At 69.9% G+C, this 18,269-nt stretch carries 18 protein-coding genes; 12 read left to right on the forward strand and 6 right to left on the reverse strand.

The genetic code is table 11. The features are described 5' to 3' along the window. Nucleotides 1-13: 13 nt before the first annotated feature. Genes FOZ70_RS27595 through FOZ70_RS27610 form a run of 4 tightly spaced genes read right to left on the reverse strand, consistent with a single transcriptional unit; the run spans nt 14 to nt 4,095 of the window. A complete protein-coding gene (locus tag FOZ70_RS27595; RefSeq protein ID WP_219707253.1) occupies nt 14-1,006 on the reverse strand; it encodes a bifunctional enoyl-CoA hydratase/phosphate acetyltransferase in 993 nt (330 codons plus the stop codon). Beyond that, nucleotides 1,003-2,823, reverse strand: a complete 1,821-nt coding sequence (locus FOZ70_RS27600) for an alpha/beta fold hydrolase (protein ID WP_219707254.1) — start codon at nt 2,821-2,823, stop codon at nt 1,003-1,005. The genes FOZ70_RS27595 and FOZ70_RS27600 overlap by 4 nt, the downstream gene beginning before the upstream one ends. Then, complete coding sequence (locus FOZ70_RS27605) at nt 2,820-3,566, reverse strand: beta-ketoacyl-ACP reductase (RefSeq protein WP_042974958.1); 747 nt, start codon at nt 3,564-3,566, stop codon at nt 2,820-2,822. The genes FOZ70_RS27600 and FOZ70_RS27605 overlap by 4 nt, the downstream gene beginning before the upstream one ends. Beyond that, on the reverse strand, nt 3,556-4,095 hold the full coding sequence (locus FOZ70_RS27610) for a hypothetical protein (RefSeq protein WP_059554949.1): 540 nt from the start codon (nt 4,093-4,095) through the stop codon (nt 3,556-3,558). The genes FOZ70_RS27605 and FOZ70_RS27610 overlap by 11 nt, the downstream gene beginning before the upstream one ends. A gap of 189 nt (nt 4,096-4,284) precedes the next feature. On the opposite strand from FOZ70_RS27610, the gene FOZ70_RS27615 reads away from it, so the two are divergent. The 4 genes from FOZ70_RS27615 (at nt 4,285) to FOZ70_RS27630 (ending at nt 7,735) form a co-directional block, all read left to right on the forward strand. After that, nucleotides 4,285-5,124, forward strand: coding sequence for a universal stress protein (locus FOZ70_RS27615; protein ID WP_048028627.1), 840 nt, complete (start codon nt 4,285-4,287; stop codon nt 5,122-5,124). A gap of 8 nt (nt 5,125-5,132) precedes the next feature. Then, nucleotides 5,133-6,332: an acetate/propionate family kinase gene (locus FOZ70_RS27620; protein ID WP_219707255.1), complete on the forward strand. Its 1,200-nt coding sequence runs from the start codon at nt 5,133-5,135 to the stop codon at nt 6,330-6,332. A gap of 69 nt (nt 6,333-6,401) precedes the next feature. Further along, nucleotides 6,402-6,905: a universal stress protein gene (locus FOZ70_RS27625; RefSeq protein WP_021159380.1), complete on the forward strand. Its 504-nt coding sequence runs from the start codon at nt 6,402-6,404 to the stop codon at nt 6,903-6,905. Beyond that, complete coding sequence (locus FOZ70_RS27630) at nt 6,902-7,735, forward strand: universal stress protein (protein WP_059484433.1); 834 nt, start codon at nt 6,902-6,904, stop codon at nt 7,733-7,735. The genes FOZ70_RS27625 and FOZ70_RS27630 overlap by 4 nt, the downstream gene beginning before the upstream one ends. 43 nt (nt 7,736-7,778) lie before the next feature. Here FOZ70_RS27630 and FOZ70_RS27635 read toward each other — a convergent pair whose 3' ends face one another. Continuing rightward, on the reverse strand, nt 7,779-8,249 hold the full coding sequence (locus FOZ70_RS27635; protein WP_059621604.1) for a universal stress protein: 471 nt from the start codon (nt 8,247-8,249) through the stop codon (nt 7,779-7,781). Between the two features lie 248 nt (nt 8,250-8,497). Between FOZ70_RS27635 and FOZ70_RS27640 the strand changes: the two genes are divergently transcribed. From FOZ70_RS27640 to fnr, 3 genes are all read left to right on the forward strand, one after another. Further along, a complete protein-coding gene (locus FOZ70_RS27640) occupies nt 8,498-10,492 on the forward strand; it encodes a PAS domain S-box protein (protein ID WP_219707256.1) in 1,995 nt (664 codons plus the stop codon). Continuing rightward, a complete protein-coding gene (locus FOZ70_RS27645) occupies nt 10,489-11,136 on the forward strand; it encodes a response regulator transcription factor (RefSeq protein ID WP_021159376.1) in 648 nt (215 codons plus the stop codon). Before FOZ70_RS27640 ends, FOZ70_RS27645 begins: the two co-directional genes overlap by 4 nt. A 372-nt stretch (nt 11,137-11,508) precedes the next feature. Next, complete coding sequence (gene fnr, locus FOZ70_RS27650) at nt 11,509-12,309, forward strand: fumarate/nitrate reduction transcriptional regulator Fnr (RefSeq protein WP_059555020.1); 801 nt, start codon at nt 11,509-11,511, stop codon at nt 12,307-12,309. A gap of 31 nt (nt 12,310-12,340) precedes the next feature. Here fnr and FOZ70_RS27655 read toward each other — a convergent pair whose 3' ends face one another. Further along, nucleotides 12,341-13,330, reverse strand: a complete 990-nt coding sequence (locus FOZ70_RS27655) for a zinc-dependent alcohol dehydrogenase family protein (RefSeq protein WP_124475296.1) — start codon at nt 13,328-13,330, stop codon at nt 12,341-12,343. Between the two features lie 174 nt (nt 13,331-13,504). Here FOZ70_RS27655 and FOZ70_RS27660 point away from each other — a divergent pair, with 174 nt between their 5' ends. The 5 genes from FOZ70_RS27660 to FOZ70_RS27680 all read left to right on the forward strand — a co-directional run bounded on the left by FOZ70_RS27660 (nt 13,505) and on the right by FOZ70_RS27680 (nt 18,259). Then, nucleotides 13,505-14,506, forward strand: coding sequence for a nitroreductase family protein (locus FOZ70_RS27660; protein ID WP_059554941.1), 1,002 nt, complete (start codon nt 13,505-13,507; stop codon nt 14,504-14,506). Nucleotides 14,507-14,556: 50 nt separating this feature from the next. After that, entirely contained in the window at nt 14,557-14,892 is a 336-nt protein-coding gene (locus tag FOZ70_RS27665; protein WP_059709084.1) for a c-type cytochrome, read from the forward strand. Nucleotides 14,893-14,914: 22 nt separating this feature from the next. Continuing rightward, on the forward strand, nt 14,915-15,946 hold the full coding sequence (locus FOZ70_RS27670) for a TIGR00730 family Rossman fold protein (protein ID WP_219707257.1): 1,032 nt from the start codon (nt 14,915-14,917) through the stop codon (nt 15,944-15,946). A 139-nt stretch (nt 15,947-16,085) separates the two neighbouring features. Continuing rightward, nucleotides 16,086-16,310 (forward strand): hypothetical protein, encoded by a 225-nt coding sequence (locus tag FOZ70_RS27675; RefSeq protein WP_021159371.1) that lies wholly within the window; start codon nt 16,086-16,088, stop codon nt 16,308-16,310. A 182-nt stretch (nt 16,311-16,492) separates the two neighbouring features. Then, nucleotides 16,493-18,259: a SulP family inorganic anion transporter gene (locus tag FOZ70_RS27680; RefSeq protein ID WP_219707258.1), complete on the forward strand. Its 1,767-nt coding sequence runs from the start codon at nt 16,493-16,495 to the stop codon at nt 18,257-18,259. Nucleotides 18,260-18,269: the final 10 nt, after the last annotated feature.

An 18,269-nucleotide genomic window follows, 5' to 3' on the forward strand; every position in this document is an offset into this window, starting at 1 on the left:
GCGGGTTCATTCATCACGACTGCAGGTAATGCCGCCCCTGCGCCAGCACCGTCGCGAGTGCGCACGAAGCGATCCGGACGGCGATGCCGTCGGCACGGCTCGTCAGCACGATCGGGACACGTGCGCCGACGACGATGCCTGCGCTGACGGCACCCCCGAGGTATTCGAGCTGCTTCGCGAGCAGGTTGCCGGCTTCGATATCGGGAACGACCAGGATGTCGGCACGGCCGGCTACCGGCGAATCGATCCCCTTGTCGTGCGCCGCCCGCAGCGAAATCGCGTTGTCGAACGCGAGCGGGCCGTCGACGATCGCACCCGTGAGCTGGCCGCGCTCGGCCATCTTCGCGAGCGCGGCCGCATCGAGCGTCGAGCGCATCGCCGGATTGACGGTCTCGACCGCGCACAGCACCGCCACGCGCGGGCAGGCAACGCCCAGCGCATGTGCGACGTCGATCGCGTTCTGCGTGATGGCCGCCTTCTGCGCGAGATCCGGCGCGATGTTCACCGCCGCGTCGGTCAGGATGAACGGGCGCGGATACGCCGGCGTCTCGATCAGGAAACAGTGGGACATGCGCTTGTCGGTGCGCAGGCCCGAACCGGCCGCGACGACCGCGCCCATCAGCTCGTCCGTGTGCAGGCTGCCCTTCATCAGCGCGCCGGCACGGCCGGCCGCCGCGAGTTCGACCGCGCGGGCCGCCGCCGCATGGCTGTGCGGCACGTCCTCGATCGTCCACGTCGAAAGATCGACGCCCGCCTCGTTCGCCACGCGTTGCACCTTGGCGCGCGGCGCGACGATCAGCGGTTCGATCGCCGCCCCCAGGGGTGACGTGCGCAGCGCCGCAAGCGCAACCAGACTGGTCGCGTCACACGGATGCACGACGGCGACGACGAGCGGCGCCGCGTTGCGCGCCCGCGCGATCAGTTCGGGTAATGCGCCGTCCGTGCGTGGCAGCAAGCCGGGCAGGCAGGCGTCGTCGAGCCCCTCCGGCGGCGGTTTATCGCTCATGTTTCGAGTACGTAGGTGCCGGGCGCCGCCGCCAACCCCGCAGCCGGCGTACGGGCCGGCACGTCGCCCGACGAGCGCGCGTGCAGCCAGTCGCGCCAGCAGATCCACCACGATCCGTCGACCGCCGGCGTGTCGCGCACGAAATCGTGCCGGCTGCGGTAGGCCGCGCCGGGTTCGCGGGTCGCGCATCGATAGTGGCGCCCCGCGTGGCCGGGTTCGGACACGATGCCCGCGTTGTGCCCGCCCGATGTCAGCACGAAGGTCAGCGCGTGGTGCGTGAGCAGGTGGAGCTTGTAGACGGAACGCCACGGCGACACGTGGTCGCGCTCGGTGCCGACCACGAACGTCGGCACGTCGAGATCCGACAACGCGACCGGCCGCCCGTCGACGCAGTAGCGTCCGGCCGCGAGATCGTTGTCGAGAAAGAGCCGCGTCAGGTATTCCGAATGCATCCGATACGGCATGCGCGTGGTGTCCGCATTCCACGACATCAGGTCGTTGGGCTTCGTGCGCGTGCCGAGCAGGTATTCGCTCATCATCCGCGACCAGATCAGGTCGCGCGCGTTCAGCAGTTCGAACGCGGCGGACATCTGCGCGCCGTCCAGGTAACCCTGCCGCCACATCAGCGCGTCGAGTGCGGACAGTTCGCTCGCGTCGATGAACAGGCCGAGCTCGCCGGGTTCGCTGAAATCGGTCTGGGCCGCCAGCAACGTGACGGAACGCAGTGTGTCGTGTTGCCGCCCGTCGCGCGCGAGCGCCGCCGCGCCGATCGCCAGCAGCGTGCCGCCCAGGCAATAGCCGACCGCGTGGACCGCTTCGCCGCAGATCGACCGGGCGGCATCGAGCGTCGCCATGCACCCGTCGCGCAGATAATCGTCGAGCCCGACGTCGCGGGCCTCCGCGCCCGGGTTGCGCCACGACACGGCAAACACGGTGTAGCCCGCATCGACCAGGAAGCGGATCAGCGAGTTGTGCGGCTGCAGATCGAGGATGTAGTACTTCATGATCCACGACGGCACGATCAGGATCGGTTCGCGCGCGACGCGGGGCGTCGCCGGGTCGTACTGCAGCAGCTCGCACAGCGCGTTGCGCCAGACGACGCGCCCCGGCGTGACCGCCACGTCGCGTCCCGGCAGATACGTGCGCGTGTCGCGGGCCCGCTTGACGCTCGTGCGATCGAGCAACGCGCTCGTGTCTTCCAGCCAGTTCCGGAAGCCCGCCGCGAGATTCGCGCCGCCGCTGCGCATCGTCGCGTCGAGCGCGACCGGGTTGGTCGCCAGGAAGTTGCCGGGCGAGCACGCGTCGAGCCACTGTCGCGCGACGAACCCGACCAGTTCCTCGTGGTGCCGTTCGACGCCCGGCACGCCGCGCGTTGCGTCGCGCCACCAGCGCTGGATCGACAGGAAACTGTCGCGATACACGCTGAACGGCCAGCCGGCCCACGCCGGCGCGGCGAAACGCGGATCGGCCTCGCCGGCATGCACGGCAAGGCCGCTCATGTCCGCATCGTCGGCGCCGCCCTCACGCCGGTTTGCCGCCGGTGCAACGGCGGCCGTGCACGCCTGCGTCGCGAGCTCGAAGCACTTTCCCGGCGACACCGCCAGATGCGCGCCCCAATCGAGCACGGCCAGCGCCAGCGACACGGGCGACAGCCCGAAGGTCATCGCGGCGACGGTCGCATGCGCTGCGCGGTTCCACTGGTCGGCCGGCGAAGTCGTTCCCGCCGGGCATTCGGCGGAACGCGACACCGGGCCGCCCCGATCCGGCGGCGGCATCGATTCGCGCGTGAACGGTGCATGGACGACGGAGGCTGTCATCGCATGTGCATGCCGCCGTTGACATCGAATTCGGCACCCGTCGCAAATGCGCCCGCATCGGAACACAGGAAGCCGACGAGCGCGGCGATCTCGTCGGGGCGGCCGAGACGCCCCACCGGGATCTGCGGCAGGATCTTCGTGTCGAGCACTTCCTTCGGCACCGATTCGAGCATCGCCGTATCCAGGTAGCCTGGCGCGACCGTGTTGACCGTCACGCCGTGACGCGCGAGCTCGAGCGCGAGCGCCTTCGTGAAGCCGTGGATGCCCGCCTTCGCGGCCGCGTAGTTCGTTTGCCCGTACGCACCTCTCGCCCCGTTGACGGACCCGATGTTCACGATCCGCCCGAAGCCCGCGTCGATCATGCCGGGCACGAACGGCTTCGTCATGTTGAACATGCTGTCGAGGTTGGTGCGCAGCACCGCATCCCACATGCCCTTGGTCATCTTCACGAAGGTGGCGTCGTGCGTGATGCCGGCGTTGTTGACGAGCACGTCGACACGCCCGAATTCGGCCAGCACGCGTGCCGCGCAGTGCTGGCACGCATCGTAATCGGCAACGTCGACCTCGTACGCATGAAACGCGCGGCCGGCGTCGCGTTCCTGCGTGAGCCACGTCGCGACGTGGTCGTTGTGTTCGGTGTGCGACACCGCCACCGTCATGCCCGCGTCGTGCAGGCAACGGCTGATCGCGGCGCCAAGGCCGCCCATTCCACCCGTGACGAACGCGACGCGCCTAGCGGACATGATCGTGCTCCCGCGCGGCAACGCGATCGTCCGGCAGTCGCGCAGCCGTCGTTTCCCCGTCGCTCGCGCCGACGGCCTCCGTGATGCCGAGCTCGAACGCCGCCATCCAGTCGCGCCACGGCATGCTGGCCTCGTTGATCACGGCCAGCCGCCCGAGGTCGGGCAACCAGTCGGTCTGGTAGCGCGCCAGCCCGCCGGTGCCGTATTCGCGCAGCCACGTGCGCCACGCGCCGGCACTCTCGAACTGCCCGCGCATGCAGAGCTCGGTGGCGTCCTGCCAGATCGCGACGGTGGCGATCGTGTAGTCGCGCATCGCCAGCCGGGCCGCTTCACCGAAGGCCGTCCACTCGTTCGTAGCCGTGAGCGCCTGCTGCAGGCCGCGCACGGCGTCGTGGTCCCGCTGGATGCAGCGCCCTGCGAGCGCATGCCATTCCTGCTGCCAGCCTCGGTTCAGCGCGGCCATGCGCAATGCAAGATCGCATCCCGCGCGGCAGGCGTCGTTCGGTGTCGTCAAAGCGTGGGCGCTCATCGTGTTCCCTCCATCGATCCGGTCAACGGATTGGCATCCGCCTCGTGCCGCCCGCCGGGCATCGGCAGGGCGACCGCCTCACTGTGCGGCCGCGGCGCTCGGCTGCCGTTGATCTGAGTCAAGCGCGCGGAAACCCTGCTTCGTAGACTGGATTGCACTGGCGGATCACCCGTCGATGGAGCGATTCCGATGAGCTACAAAAGCATGGTCGTGCACCTCGATACGAGCGCCCGCGCGCATTCGCGCCTCGAGTTCGCGTTGCGCCTCGCCCGGCGCTTCGGTGCGCATCTCACCGGGCTGTTCGCGGTCTACACGCCCGAGCCGCATTCGTTCTACGTGATGGCCGGTTCCGCCGACTATTTCCGCGAGCACCGCGAGCGGCGCGACGAACGGCTCGCCGCGCTGGAGCGCCTGTTCCATGCGGAGACCGCCCGCGCCAAGGTGCCGGCGACCTGGGTTCACGCGGACGAACGCGCGAACCTGGCGGTGCCGCGCGCCGCGCGTCTCGCCGATCTCGTGATTGCGGGCCAGAGCGACCCGAACGATCCCGAGACCTTTGTCGACGACCAGTTTCCGGAGAACCTGGTGCTGTCCGCCGGCCGCCCGGTGCTGTTCGTGCCGTACACCGGAGAATTTCCGTCGATCGGCGAACGGGTATTCGTCGCGTGGGACGGCAGCCGCGAAGCGGCCCGCGCCGCGCACGACGCGCTCCCGTTTCTCGAGCATGCGAAGCGCACGACGGTCGTCGCCGTGGTCGACCCCGATTCGGAGGCGGCGACCACGCGCATTCCGGCCGCCGATGCCGCGCTGATGCTGGCACGCCACGCGCACGACGTGAACGTGCTCGACATCGGTACCGGCGCCGGCGCGTCGATCGGCGACACGCTGCTGTCACGCGCCTACGAAACGGGTTCCGACCTGCTCGTGATGGGGGCCTACGGCCATCCGCGCTGGCGCGAGCTGGTGATGGGCGGCGCCACGCGCACGGTGCTGGGGTCGATGACGCTGCCGGTGCTGATGTCGCACTGAGCCGGCCGATGCGCACGCTCGCGCTCCTCGTCGTCAATGCCGGTTCGTCGAGCGTGAAGTTCGCGCTCTTTGCGTATCCGCCGCACGACGATCCCGCGCGGCGGCCGCTGCACGAGGGCGAAGCGGTCGAGACCGGCAACGGCATGTCGATCCGCTTCGACGCCGAACCGGCCGTTGCATGGCCGCTCGGTGCGAGCGACCCCAGCCGCGACGTGCTCGCGCGGATCGCGACGTGGATCCGTGGACAGTTGCCGCACATCACGGTGGGCGCCATCGCCCATCGCGTCGTGCACGGCGGCGCACGCTTCATGGAGCCGGTGGTCGTCGACGACGCGGTGCTCGGCGCGCTACGCACGCTGACGCCGCTCGCCCCGTTGCATCAGCCGCACGGCCTCGATGCGATCGACGTGCTGCGCGGCGCGTTTCCGGGCGTCCCGCATGTCGCCGTGTTCGACACGGCATTTCATCGCACGCTGCCGCGCACCGAGCAGTTGCTTCCGCTGCCGCACGCGTGGTTCGACGAGGGTGTACGGCGCTACGGGTTCCACGGCCTGTCGTACGAATACCTGGCCGTCGCGCTCGACGAGCGGTTCGGCGCACGTGCGCACGACCGCGTGATCGCCGCCCATCTCGGCAGCGGTGCCAGCCTGTGCGCGATGCGCGACTGCCGCAGTGTCGCGACGACGATGGGCTTCTCGGCACTCGACGGGCTGATGATGAGCACGCGCTGCGGGGCGCTCGATCCCGGTGTCGTCCTGCACCTGCTCGAAGTCGGCAAGCTGTCGGGCGACGCGCTGGGCCACCTGCTGTATCACGAGTCGGGGCTCAAGGGCGTCTCGGGCGCGTCGGGCGACCCGCGCGTGCTGCTGGCACGCGAAGCCGCCGGCGATGCACCGGCCGCCGATGCGCTGGCGCTGTACGTCCATCGCATCGTGCGCGAGGCCGGTGCGCTGACCGCGCTGCTCGGCGGCCTCGACATGCTGGTCTTCACGGCCGGCATCGGCGAGCACTCGGCCGTGTTGCGCGAGCGGATCTGCGCAGCGCTCGGCTGGCTCGGCATCGACCTCGACGTGTGCGCGAATGCCGGCCATGCGCAGGTCGTGTCGTCCGCGTCGAGCGCGGTCACGGTGGTCGTCGAGCCGACCAACGAAGCGTGGATCGCGGCACGCGCCGCGGTGCGCGTGCTGCGCGGCAACCGCGCCGCTTGATCCAGATCAGCGCCGTCGGCGCGCACGCGCCGATGATGACCTCATCCACATCCGTTCAAGGGAAATGCCATGTACTCGAACATTCTGGTTGCGCTCGACGGCAGCGACACGTCGTCCCGCGCACTCGACGCCGCGCTGACGCTCGCGGCGGAAACGGGTGCGCGGCTGACCCCCGTCTACGTCGTCGATTTCCTGGTGCCGGCCTACGACATGTACGGATACGATCCGTCGATCCTCGTCGACGCCTTCCGTGAAGAAGGGCTGCGCGTCACCGAGGACGCGGCGCGACGCCTGAAAGCGCGCGACGTGGCCGGCACGCCGCAGATCTCCAACGTCGAGCCCGCGGGCGAGGACATTCCGCGCCGGATCGTCCGTCTTGCCGACGAAACCGGGGCCGACCTGATCGTGATGGGCACGCACGGCCGGCGCGGCTTTCAGCGCCTCTTCCTCGGCAGCGTGGCCGAGCGCGTGCTGCGCCTGGCCACCTGCCCCGTCCTGATGATTCCGGCGAACTGCCCGCCGGAGAAACCCGCCGAAACTGCCGCGGCATCAACCGAAAAGGAGCCGTCATGAGCTACAAGACCCTGCTCGTCCACCTCGACGACAGCGAGCGCTGCGCGACGCGCGTCGGCCTCGCACTCGAACTCGCGGCGCGCTGGAACGCGCATCTGATCGGCCTCTACGTGGTCTGCCAGGACCTGTTCGAGCCGTTGCGGCGGCCCGACGAACCGCTGAAGCTTGCCGTGTACGAGCGGCTGTGCGAGCAGCGTCGCAAGGAAGCCGAAGAAAAATTCCTGACGGCCGCCGAGCGCGCGGGACGCAGCGTCGAATGGCAGGCCCCCGCCGGCGACGCGACCGCCGCCGCCATTCTGCACGCGCGTCACGCCGATCTGCTGGTGCTCGGCCAGGAAGACCCCGACGATCGCATGACCTACGTCGCGCGCCATTTCGTCGAGGATGTCGTGATGGGCAGCGGCCGCCCGGCAATCGTCGTGCCCTACGCCGGCGACGTGCGAACGATCGGCGAGAACGTGCTGATCGGCTGGGACGGCGGGCGCGAAGCCGCCCGCGTGATGGCCGATGCCCTGCCGCTGCTCGCCCGTGCGCGCTTCGTCAACGTCGAGACGGTCGTGCGCGGGCAGCCCGATCCGGACAAGACGCCCGCGGGCGTCGACGTCGCCGCGTATCTCGAACGGCACGGCGTTCGCGCGTCGTTCTCCACGACACCGCGCGACCGGTCGGTCGGCGTGGGCGCGACGCTGCTGAACCGGGTGACCGACCTGCACGCGGACCTGCTCGTGATGGGTTTGTACAGCCACGCACGCATGCACGAACGTGTGCTGGGCGGCGCCACGCGCACGATCCTCGAGACGATGACGGTGCCGGTGCTGCTGTCTCACTGAGCCGTCGAAAAGGGGGCAGCCGCTTGCGGCCGCCCCCTTGTCATCACAACACGGCCGCACCCGCGCCCTGCCCCTCCCGCACGACCAGCACCGGCCGGTCGGCCGTGCGCACCAGCGATTCGGCGACGCTGCCGAGCAACGCGCGGCGCACGCCGCGCCGCCCGTGCGTGCCCATCACGATCAGCTCCGCGTCGCACTCGGCGGCGGCCCGCGCCAGGACGGACGACACGTCCTCGCCGCACGCGTCGAGCGTGTGTGCCGTGCCGCGGACGCCGCACAGGCGAAACGCGGTCTCCGCGTCGGCCACCGCGATCGCGGCCCTGTCCGCATCCAGCCCCGCCGGGTCGCGCTGGCCGATATAGCCGCTGTCGAAATCGGCCACCCTCGGCGCGTCCGATACCACGCACACGGCGACGATCAGGCCGCCTGAATCGCGGGCGAGCGCGATCGCCTCGTCGAGCGCGAGTCGCGAAGCGCGGCTGCCGTCGAGTGCCGCAAAGATCCGTGCATACATGGAGCCTCCCCGTTGCCGGTCCGATTTGACCGGCATGCCAGACCAGTCTGGGCCCGACGCGCGTCGTCCGGTTGACGCCGGTCAAGGCCGCCCGGAAACAGGCGTACACATCGGTCCCGATTGGCGAACCCGGACAAAACGCGCACAATTTCGGGCGACATCGCAGTTTCGGCCCGCCCCGCTTCCCGTGCCCCGCGTCCGGCCCGCCACCCGCCAGCCGCCGGCGATATCCGTCAGGATGAACGGCAATGACAGTCCATGTGCCCGCCTTCAAGGCCGGGCCGGCTCCGCGCAGGGTCCGGCCCGCGCGATCCGCGACCCTCGCCGCGCTGCTGACGCTGGCGCTCGGCCTGGCCACGTCGTTTGCCGCCGCCCGGCTTCTGCAGAACCGGGCGCAGGAAGCCGCCCAGGCGCGCTTCGCGCAATCGGCGACGCTCGCGACGGCCGACCTCCGGCGCAGCCTCCTCGGCGCCGCCGCCGTCTTGCGCGGCGCGCGCGGCTTCGCGTCGACGCTGGTCGTGCCGCAATCCGGCGACGCGTGGCGTCGTTACCTCGACGGTCTCGATCTGGACGGCTTGCAGTCGCCCGTCCGCAGCGTCGGGAGAATCGAGTCGAGCTCCGCCAATGACGATCAGGCGACCCGGCGGGCACTGCAGCGCGCGGCGGAAACCGGCAGGGTCGCGCTGGCCGCGAACGCGACCCGGGACAGCACCGACGCGACGAGTGCCCGCACGGCGCTGATGTTGTATCTGCCGATTTATGCGGACGCTGAAGACGGGGCGCCGTCGGGGCCGCAACATGCGCGCGCGACCGGATACGTCTATGCCGCGCTCGATCCGGCACGTCTCGTCGATCCGTCGATCCTGGATCGGCTACGCGTGGAAATCGCGGCCGACATCCCGGCGGCGCTCGTCCATGCCGGCGGCTTCGGCGGCAACGACGCCGCGGCCGCCGGCACCATGCTCACGCGAACGGATTCGCTGTCGTTCGGTGGTACGCCGCTCACGCTGCGCTACAGTGCGCCGGGCGCGGACACGACCGGACCCGCGCTGGCCGTGCTGGCGGCCGGCGCCACGCTGTCGCTGATCCTGGCCGTGCTCGTGCACCAGGTTGTCTCCACGCGAATCTCCGCCGCCGTGCCCGCCGGCGACGGCCAGCCGACCGGGGAGCGGATGATGGGCATCATCCGGTCATCGATGGAAGCGATCATTACCGTCGACGAAAGCCAGACGATCGTGATCTTCAATCCGGCCGCGGAACGCGTGTTCGGTGTCTCGGCGATGGAGGCGATCGGCGCGCCGCTGACCCGCTTCATCCCCGAGCGCTTTCGCGCCGCGCATGCGCGGCACGTCGAGCAATTCGGCGTGACGGGCGTGTCGGATCGCCAGATGGGGCAGCAACGCGTGCTGTTCGGCCTGCGCGGCGACGGCACGGAGTTCCCGATCGAGGCGTCGATATCGCAGATTCGCGACGGCACGGGCAAGCTGTACACGGTCATGCTGCGCGACGTCACCGAGCGCGTTCGCGCCGAAAATGCGCTCAGGCAGTCGCGCGAGGAACTCCGCGAGTTGTCCGCCAACCTGCAGAACGTGCGGGAGGAAGAAAAAACGCGGATCGCGCGCGAGTTGCACGACGACCTCGGCCAGCAACTCACCGCGCTCAAGATGGATCTCTCCGCCGTCGAGCTGGGCCTCGCGGGCATTGTCGCCCCCCATACCGGCGTGCGCGAGCAGTTGGGCGGCATGCATCGCCTGATCGATTCGACCGTTGCGTCGGTGCGGCGCATCGCGGCCGATCTGCGGCCGGTGATGCTCGACGACCTAGGTCTCGTCCCGGCGATCGAGTGGCTTGCAAACGATTTCACGCATCGCTACCGGATCACGGTCGACCGGGACATCGCCCCCGCCGATACCGCGTTCACCGGCGCCGGCGCCACCACGCTGTTCCGCATCGTGCAGGAAGCGCTCACCAATGTCGCCCGGCATGCCGATGCGACGCACGTGACGCTCGCGCTGAAAGTGGAAGACGGCTACTGCATGCTGCGCATCGCGGACAACGGTCACGGTGCGCCGGAAGTCGCCCGCGACGAGCGCGATCGTCCATCGTTCGGGCTGATCGGCATCCGCGAGCGCGCGCACATGCTCGACGGCACGGTGACGATCGACAACCGGCCGGGAACGGGATTCACGATCACCGTGGCGTTGCCGCTTCACGCCATCCAGCAAGGAGATGTGCTGTCATGATCAGGGTACTCATCGCCGACGACCACGCACTCGTCAGGGACGGCCTGCGGCACATCCTGCAGAACGCAAGCGGCTTCGAGGTCGCGGGCGAAGCGTGCGACAGCGCATCCACGATCGCACTCGTGCGCGGCACGGCCGCGAACGTGCTGGTGCTCGACCTGTCGATGCCCGGCCGGAACGGCGTCGAGCTCATCAAGCAGATCAGGGACGAGAAACCGGCCTTGCACGTCCTCGTGCTGACGATGCACGCCGAGCAGCAATATGCGGTGCGCGCGTTCCGCGCGGGCGCATCCGGCTACATGACCAAGGAGAGCGCGAGCGCCGAGCTGGTCGCGGCACTGACCAAGATCGCGGCCGGCGGCGTGTATGTCAGCCTGACGATGGCCGAACAGTTTGCGCAGAGCCTGAACGAACCGACCGATCTTCTGCCGCACCAGCGTCTGTCCGACCGCGAATTCGACGTCTTCCGGCGCGTCACCACCGGCGAGTCGATTTCCGAAATCGCGCAGGCGCTCTGCGTCAGCGTCAAGACCGTCAGCACGTACAAGACGCGCATTCTCGAGAAGATGCAAATGCCGAACGACACCGCGCTCGTGCGTTATGCGATGCGCCACAAGCTGTTCGACGACCCGGACGAACTCTGACGGCGGCCAGGCAGCCGGCCGCTTGCGCCCCGCCGATCTCGCTGCCACCGGCCGCCTCGGCGGCAAGATCGCGGCAAGATGCCGCCCCCTTTGTAGGAAACGCCCTACAACGCTTCCACGTGTCCTACCGCATCTTCAATTCCGGCTGATTTCCGTCGCGCGCCGCGCCATCCATACTGCGTATCAAGAAAAACAAGCCAGCGTGCCGCCCGGAGCAATGGCCGCATCAATGCCGAGACCGGTTTCGGTCTCGTGGTCCGTCCGGTGTGGTTCCCCATCAGGAAGGCGGCAGACACCAAGGCCGCCGGTACGACGGCCAGCGCGATCCCGCCCGACAGCGATTCGCCGCTGGCCCAGGAATTGGAGCCGATCATGCAAAGCCATGCCGATGTTTCGCAGACCCTGCCGTTACACCCGTTACACCCGTTACAACCGTCACGTCCGTTCATCCCGCTGCATCCCGTCGAACGGGCGGACCAGCCGAAGCGCGCCGCGTCCCGTTGCTCGACCTGCGCGCTGCGTACCGTGTGCATGCCGCCCGATCTTTCGCCGGACGATTTCGCGCGTGTCGACGCGATGATCTGCACGACGCGGCACGTCAGGCGCGGCGAAACGCTGTTTCGCGCGGGTGACGCATTCAACAGCATCTATGCGGTCAGAACCGGTTCGTTCAAGACCATCGTGATGCATCGCGACGGAGACGAGCAGATCACCGGCTTCCAGATCGTCGGCGAATCGCTCGGGCTCGACGGCGTGCACACCGGGCGGCACAACGGCGACGCAATCGCGCTCGAGGACAGCACCGTCTGCATCATTCCGTTTGGCCAGCTCGAACAGATGTGCCGCGACGTTCGGCCGATGCAGCATCACGTGTATCAGATGATGAGCGGCGAGATCGTGCGCGAATCCGCGCAGATGCTGCTGCTCGGCACGATGACCGCCGAGCAGCGCGTGGCCGCCTTCCTGCTGAACCTGTCCACGCGCTTCAAGGCGCGCGGCTACTCGGCCGCCGAATTCGTGCTGCGGATGACGCGCGACGAGATCGGCGAGTATCTCGGGATGAAGCTCGAAACGGTCAGCCGCATGATGTCGAAGTTCCAGCGCAAGGGGCTCGTCGCCGCGCAAGGCAAGCAGATCCGCATCGTCGATCCGGACGGCCTCGGGCGCATCTGAGCGCATGGCGGCGCGGGCATGCCGAGCGGGATCAGCCGCGCATGCCGAGCACGGCGGCGCCGGACACGCGCCCCATGCGCAGATCGTCCAGCGCGCGGTTTGCATCGGTCAGCGCGTAACGCACCGCTTCGACCCGCAGCGGCATCGCATCGGCGATCCGCATGAACGCGGCCGCGTCCGCACGCGTCAGGTTGGCGACCGACACGATGCGGCGCTCGCCCCACAGCCACGCGTACGGAAAGCCTGGGATATCGCTCATGTGAATGCCGCCGCATACGACGATCCCGCCTTTGTCGACCGCGCGAAGCGCGGCCGGCACCAGTGCGCCCACCGGCGCGAAGACGAGTGCGGCGTCGAGGGGTTCCGGCGGCGTTTCGTCGCTGCCGCCGGCCCATGCGGCACCGAGTGACAGCGCGAGCTGCTGGGCGACGGTGTCGCCGGGCTTCGTCAACGCAAACACCTTCCGTCCCTCGAGGTGCGCGACCTGCGCGACGAGATGGGCGGCCGCGCCGAAGCCGTAGATGCCGACGCGACGCGCATCGCCGGCCATGCGCAAGGTTCGGTAACCGATCAGGCCGGCGCACAGCAGCGGCGCGGCCTCGAGATCGGAATAGCGCCGCGGCAGGTGCACGCAATAGCGATGGTCGGCAACGGCGCACTCGGCATAACCGCCGTCGATCGTGTAACCGGTGAATCCCGGGTTGTCGCACAGGTTTTCGCGGCCGGACGCGCAGTACGCGCAATGCCCGCAGGTCGAGCCCAGCCATGGAACGCCCACCCGGTCGCCGACGGAAAATCCCGTCACGCCCTCGCCGGGCACGCGCACCGTTCCGACGATCTCGTGCCCCGGCACCAGCGGCAGCTTCGGGTGCGCGAGTTCGCCGTCGACGATATGGAGATCGGTCCGGCATACACCGCACGCGTGCACGTCGATCAGCAACTGGCCCGGCGCCGGCAGCGGTTCCGGCACGCGCGCCTCGCGCAAATGCGGCGTCGTGCCGTCAAACATCATCGCAAGCATGCTCGCCTCCCCGCGCGATCGTGTTCGCGCGCGTCACGATCCAAGGCTAGTCGCCACGCGCCGCGCGCGCATGGCGCAGTGACGGGTGCTTGATGTGGGTCAACGGCGGCCGGCCGGTTGCTGACACGATGAAGTGGCATGACGCCGCCGGCCCGGCGACCAGGAGATGATCGAATGACAGCCGTTCCCCCACTTGCCGCAAGCGCGCATCCCGAAGCGCTTCTGAGGTCGCTGCTGGCCTATGCGGTGCTGGCCCCGTCCAGCCACAATTCGCAGCCGTGGCGGTTCATCGTCGACGGGCCCACGATCGCGGTCTGCGCGGACCGCGTCCGTGCGCTGCCGGTGGTCGATCCGTTCGATCGCGAGCTGATCATCAGTTGCGGCGCCGCGTTGCTCAACCTGCGTGTCGCGCTCGACCACGCAGGGCTCGCCCATACGATCAGCACGTTTCCGTCCGAAGTCGACCCCGATCTCCTCGCAGTGGTTCGGGTCTGCGACGACGGCTACTCCGACGCGTCGCTCGGCGCGCTGTTCGATGCGATTCCGGAGCGCGTGACGACGCGCGCGCCGTTCGAATCGACGGCCGTCCCGGACACGCTCCAGCGCGAGCTGATCGCGGCCGGCGTGGCGGAAGGCGTCGAGGTCGCCTGTGTCGACGCGATCGCGCACCGCGCACGGGTCGCCGAGCTCGTCGCCGAAGCCGACCGGCAGCAGTTCGCCGATCCGCGCTTCCGGCGCGAGCTGGCGAGCTGGATCGATCCGCGCCGGCACGTCGACGGCATGCCGGCATTCGCGGCCGGCGTGCCGACGCTGCTGGACTTCGCGGCGCCCGTCGTGACGATGGCGGTCCGGACGTTCGATCTCGGCAACGGGCTCGCCGCGCTGCATCACCAGCTGGTCGGCGCGTCGCCGCTGATCGTCTGCCTGTCGACCGTACGCGACGATCGCGAGGCATGGCTCGCCGCCGGACAGGCGCTGGAGCGCGTCCTGCTCGTCGCGGCGCGCGCGGGCCATACGGCGTCCTACCTGAACCAGCCGATCGAGACGGCCGGGCTGCGCGCCCACCTGCGCCACATGCTCGGGCTGCGCGGCGAGCCGCAGTTGCTGCTGCGCGTCGGGCGCGGCCCGCATACGCCGCATTCGCCGCGCCGCCCGCTCGACGAAGTCGTCTCCTGATCGCGCCGCGCGGCAAGGTGCGCCTCTCCGACCCCGACGAGGAAAAAAACATGAACCTCCTGCGTTTCGCCGCCCTCTGCGCGATCGCTGCGGTGGCCGGCCCGGCCGCCGCGCAGACGGCCGTGCCCGAGCCGACCGATCTCGTCAACGCGCAGCACTGCATGTTCTGCCACACGCCCGACATGAGGTTCCTCGGGCCGTCGTTCCACGAGATCGCGCAGCGCTATCGCGGCGATCCGGCGGCCGCCGCGGAACTGGAACGCAAGCTGCGCGTCGGCGGCCGCGTGCACTGGGGCGACACGCCGATGCCGTCCGCCGAGGATCGCGGCGGCCCGCTGTCCGCCGACGATGCGCACCAGCTCGTGCAATGGGTGCTGAGCCAGTAGCCGGCCCGCCGGCCCGCACCGCATGCCGACCGCCATCAAACGCATCCCCGCCCGTACGGTACGAGGCAACGCGCACCGTCGTGCCGCACCCGGCGCGACGCCGGCGGACACGCGCGGCACACGCGCACGTCCGCGGCCCGATGCGCTCGCCGGCAACGACGACAGCGCGCGGCCCGGCCCGCCCCGTGCGCGGCGTCCCGCCCGACGCCCGAAGCGCATGCCCGTCGACGACGACGCCGCCATCCTGCAACGCGCGAGCATGCGCGGCATCCGGCTGCAGCTCGACTACTGGAAAGCCGAGGCACGCCTGCAGAGCGAAGGCATCGGCCATGCCGTCGTGATCTACGGCAGTACGCGCATCGTCGCGCCCGCCGTCGCGAATGCCCGGCTGGACGAAGCCAATCGCCTGCTCGCGCAGCGTCCGCACGATGCGGGCCGGCGCCGCGCCGTCGCGGCGGCGAGCCGGCTCGTCGAGCACAGCGTGTATTACCGCGTCGCACGCGAATTCGGGCGCATCGTCGGCCACGCCGACCGCTGCACGCGCACTGCGCGGCTCGCCGTGGTCACCGGCGGCGGCCCCGGCATCATGGAAGCCGCGAACCGCGGCGCGTACGAACGCGGCGCGCCGAGCATCGGCCTGAACATCGAGTTGCCGCGCGAACAGGCGCCGAATCCGTACATCACGCCCGATCTCGGTTTCCAGTTCCACTATTTCGCGATCCGCAAGCTGCACCTGCTCGAACGCGCGAAAGCCGCCGTGTTCTTCCCGGGCGGCTACGGCACATTCGACGAGCTGTTCGAGGTCCTGACGCTGCTGCAGACGCGCAAGATCCCGCCGCTGCCCGTCATCCTCGTCGGCGAGGCGTACTGGCGCCGCGCGGTGGACCTGGCCTTCCTCGCCGACGAGGGGATGATCGATCGCAGCGATCTCGACCTGTTCACGTACTGCGAAGCCGCCCCCGACATCTGGCGCGCGATCGGAAGCTGGTATGCCCGGCGGCGTGCGGCGCGGCCGGTGCGCCGCCGCGCGCCGCCGAAACCGCGTGCCGTGTAGGAATCTGCCGACGCGCTCCGTGCGATTCCTACCGCAGCTTCGGGGCATGCCGATTGAATCGCGCGGGCGCGGCAACGATACTGAAACCACGGATCGCGGCTGCGCGCCAGCCGGATTCCGGGCCATCAGGAGAGCCGTCATGACACACGCTACCCCGCTTCCCGATTCGGGCGACCAGGCCCGCCGGCCTGACGCTGCCGCGCTCGACACGCAGGCGCTCGTCGCCCTGGCGCGCGACGCCGGCATGCTCGTGATCCTCGACGGACAGATCGGGCGCGAGCGCTACGAGAGCGTGACGGGCTCGATCGCCACGCTGGCCCGCTTCGCGCAGGCACTGCAACTGTCGGCACTCAAGGCCGCCTGAAGCCCGCCGCCGTGCCGCGCCGCCGGCATCCGGTGCGACTGCGGCGGCCCGGTCTTCCGCTGCAATGATCACGCTCGCCCTGCCGTCCCGTCCGTCTGCCCGGGCCGGCCGCATCCCGGTCGCCACGCGCCTGCCGACGCCGTCCATCCCGTTCGCCCGGACGTCTCCGGGATGAAGCCGCGATGAACCGGCACCTTTCCGGACACGTCGCCCACCTGTTTCCGGGCATCGCACTGCTCGCGCACTACCGGCGCGCATGGCTGTCGCGCGACCTGTATGCGGGCCTCGCGCTGTCGGCCGTGCTGGTGCCCGTCGGCATGAGCTATGCACAGGCGGCCGGCCTGCCCGCCGTCACGGGCCTCCATGCGTCGATCGCCGCGTTGCTCGCGTATGCGCTGCTCGGCCCGAGCCGGATCCTCGTCCTCGGCCCCGATTCGGCGCTGGCCGCGCTGATCGCCGGCGCGATCGCCCCGCTCGCCGACCATGACCCGCAGCGCGCCATCGCGCTGGCCGGCGCGCTGGCGCTGGCGGCCGGCACGATCTGCATCCTGCTCGGCACGCTGCGCCTCGGCTTCGTCACCGACCTGCTGTCACGTCCGATCCAGTACGGCTACCTGAACGGTATCGCGATTGCGCTCGCGATCGGCAGGTTGCCGGAACTGCTCGGCATGCCCGCGGCGGGCGGCGACGTGTTCTCCAGCGTGCCGCCCATCGTGCACGCGCTCGCCGAAGGCCGGTTCTCCACCGACGCCGCGCTGCTGGGCAGCGGTGCGCTCGCCACCATTTTCCTGATGAAACGGGTGATGCCGCGCGCACCCGGCGTATTGATCGCGGTGCTGGCGGCGACCGTGGTCGCGCACGTGTGGCCGCTGCACGGCATCGCGACGGTCGGCACGTTGCCGGCCGGCGCGCCCGTGCCGCACCTGCCGGTCGTCTCCGTCGCCGATCTGGGCGCGCTCGCGTCAGGCGCCGTCGCCGTCGCGCTGGTGTCGTTCGCCGACATCAGCATGCTGTCGCGCGCCCTGTCGGCGCGTTCGGGCGAAACGCCGGATCGCAACCAGGAACTGGTCGCACTGGGCGCCGCCAATCTGCTGGCCGGCATGATGCAGGGCTGCGCGGTCAGCAGCAGCGCATCGCGCACGCCCGTCGCGATTGCCGCGGGCGCGCAGAGCCAGGTCACGAACCTCGTCGCGGCGGCGTGCATCGCGATCCTGCTCGTTGCCGCGCCGACGCTGCTGACCGGCGTCCCGCGCGCGGCGCTGGCCGCCGTCGTGATGTACGCGGCGTTCGGCATCGCGGACGTCCGCAGCGTCGTCCGGCTGTACCGGATGCGTCGCGGCGAATGCCTGATTGCGGTGCTGTGCTTTGCCGGCGTGATCGGCATCGGCGTCGTGCCCGGCATCCTGCTCGCCAGCGCGCTGTCGCTGCTGTCGTTCGTGTGGCGAGCCTGGCATCCGTACGATGCGGTGCTGGGCCGGCTGGCCGGCGTGCGCGGTTATCACGACATCGCGCGCCATCCGGACGCCGTGCAGACGCCGGGGCTCCTGCTGTTCCGCTGGGATGCGCCGCTCTTCTACGCGAACGTCGAGATCTTCTGCGAGCATCTGCACGCGGCCATCGTATCGTCGGCGTCTCCGGTCACGCGCATCGTCATCGCGGCCGAGCCCGTCACGGATATCGACGTCAGCGCCGCCGACCGGCTCGTGGCGCTTTGCGAGGAACTCCGCGCGCAGACCATCGCACTGGACTTCGCCGAAATGAAGGGGCCGGTGAAGGATCGCCTGCGCGCCTACGGGCTGTTCGACGCGTTCGGTCCCGCCAGCTTCTTTCCGACCGTGACCGACGCCGTCGCGCATCATGTCCGGCGGCAGCGCGAACATCCGCGCGACGGCGAACCGGCTGCGCGCCCCGCGCCGCCGCCTGCCGGCCGTAACCGGGCCGACGGATAGGCACACCGAT

It is taken from the genome of Burkholderia sp. COPS, from assembly GCF_019425585.1.
GTDB lineage: Bacteria > Pseudomonadota > Gammaproteobacteria > Burkholderiales > Burkholderiaceae > Burkholderia > Burkholderia cepacia.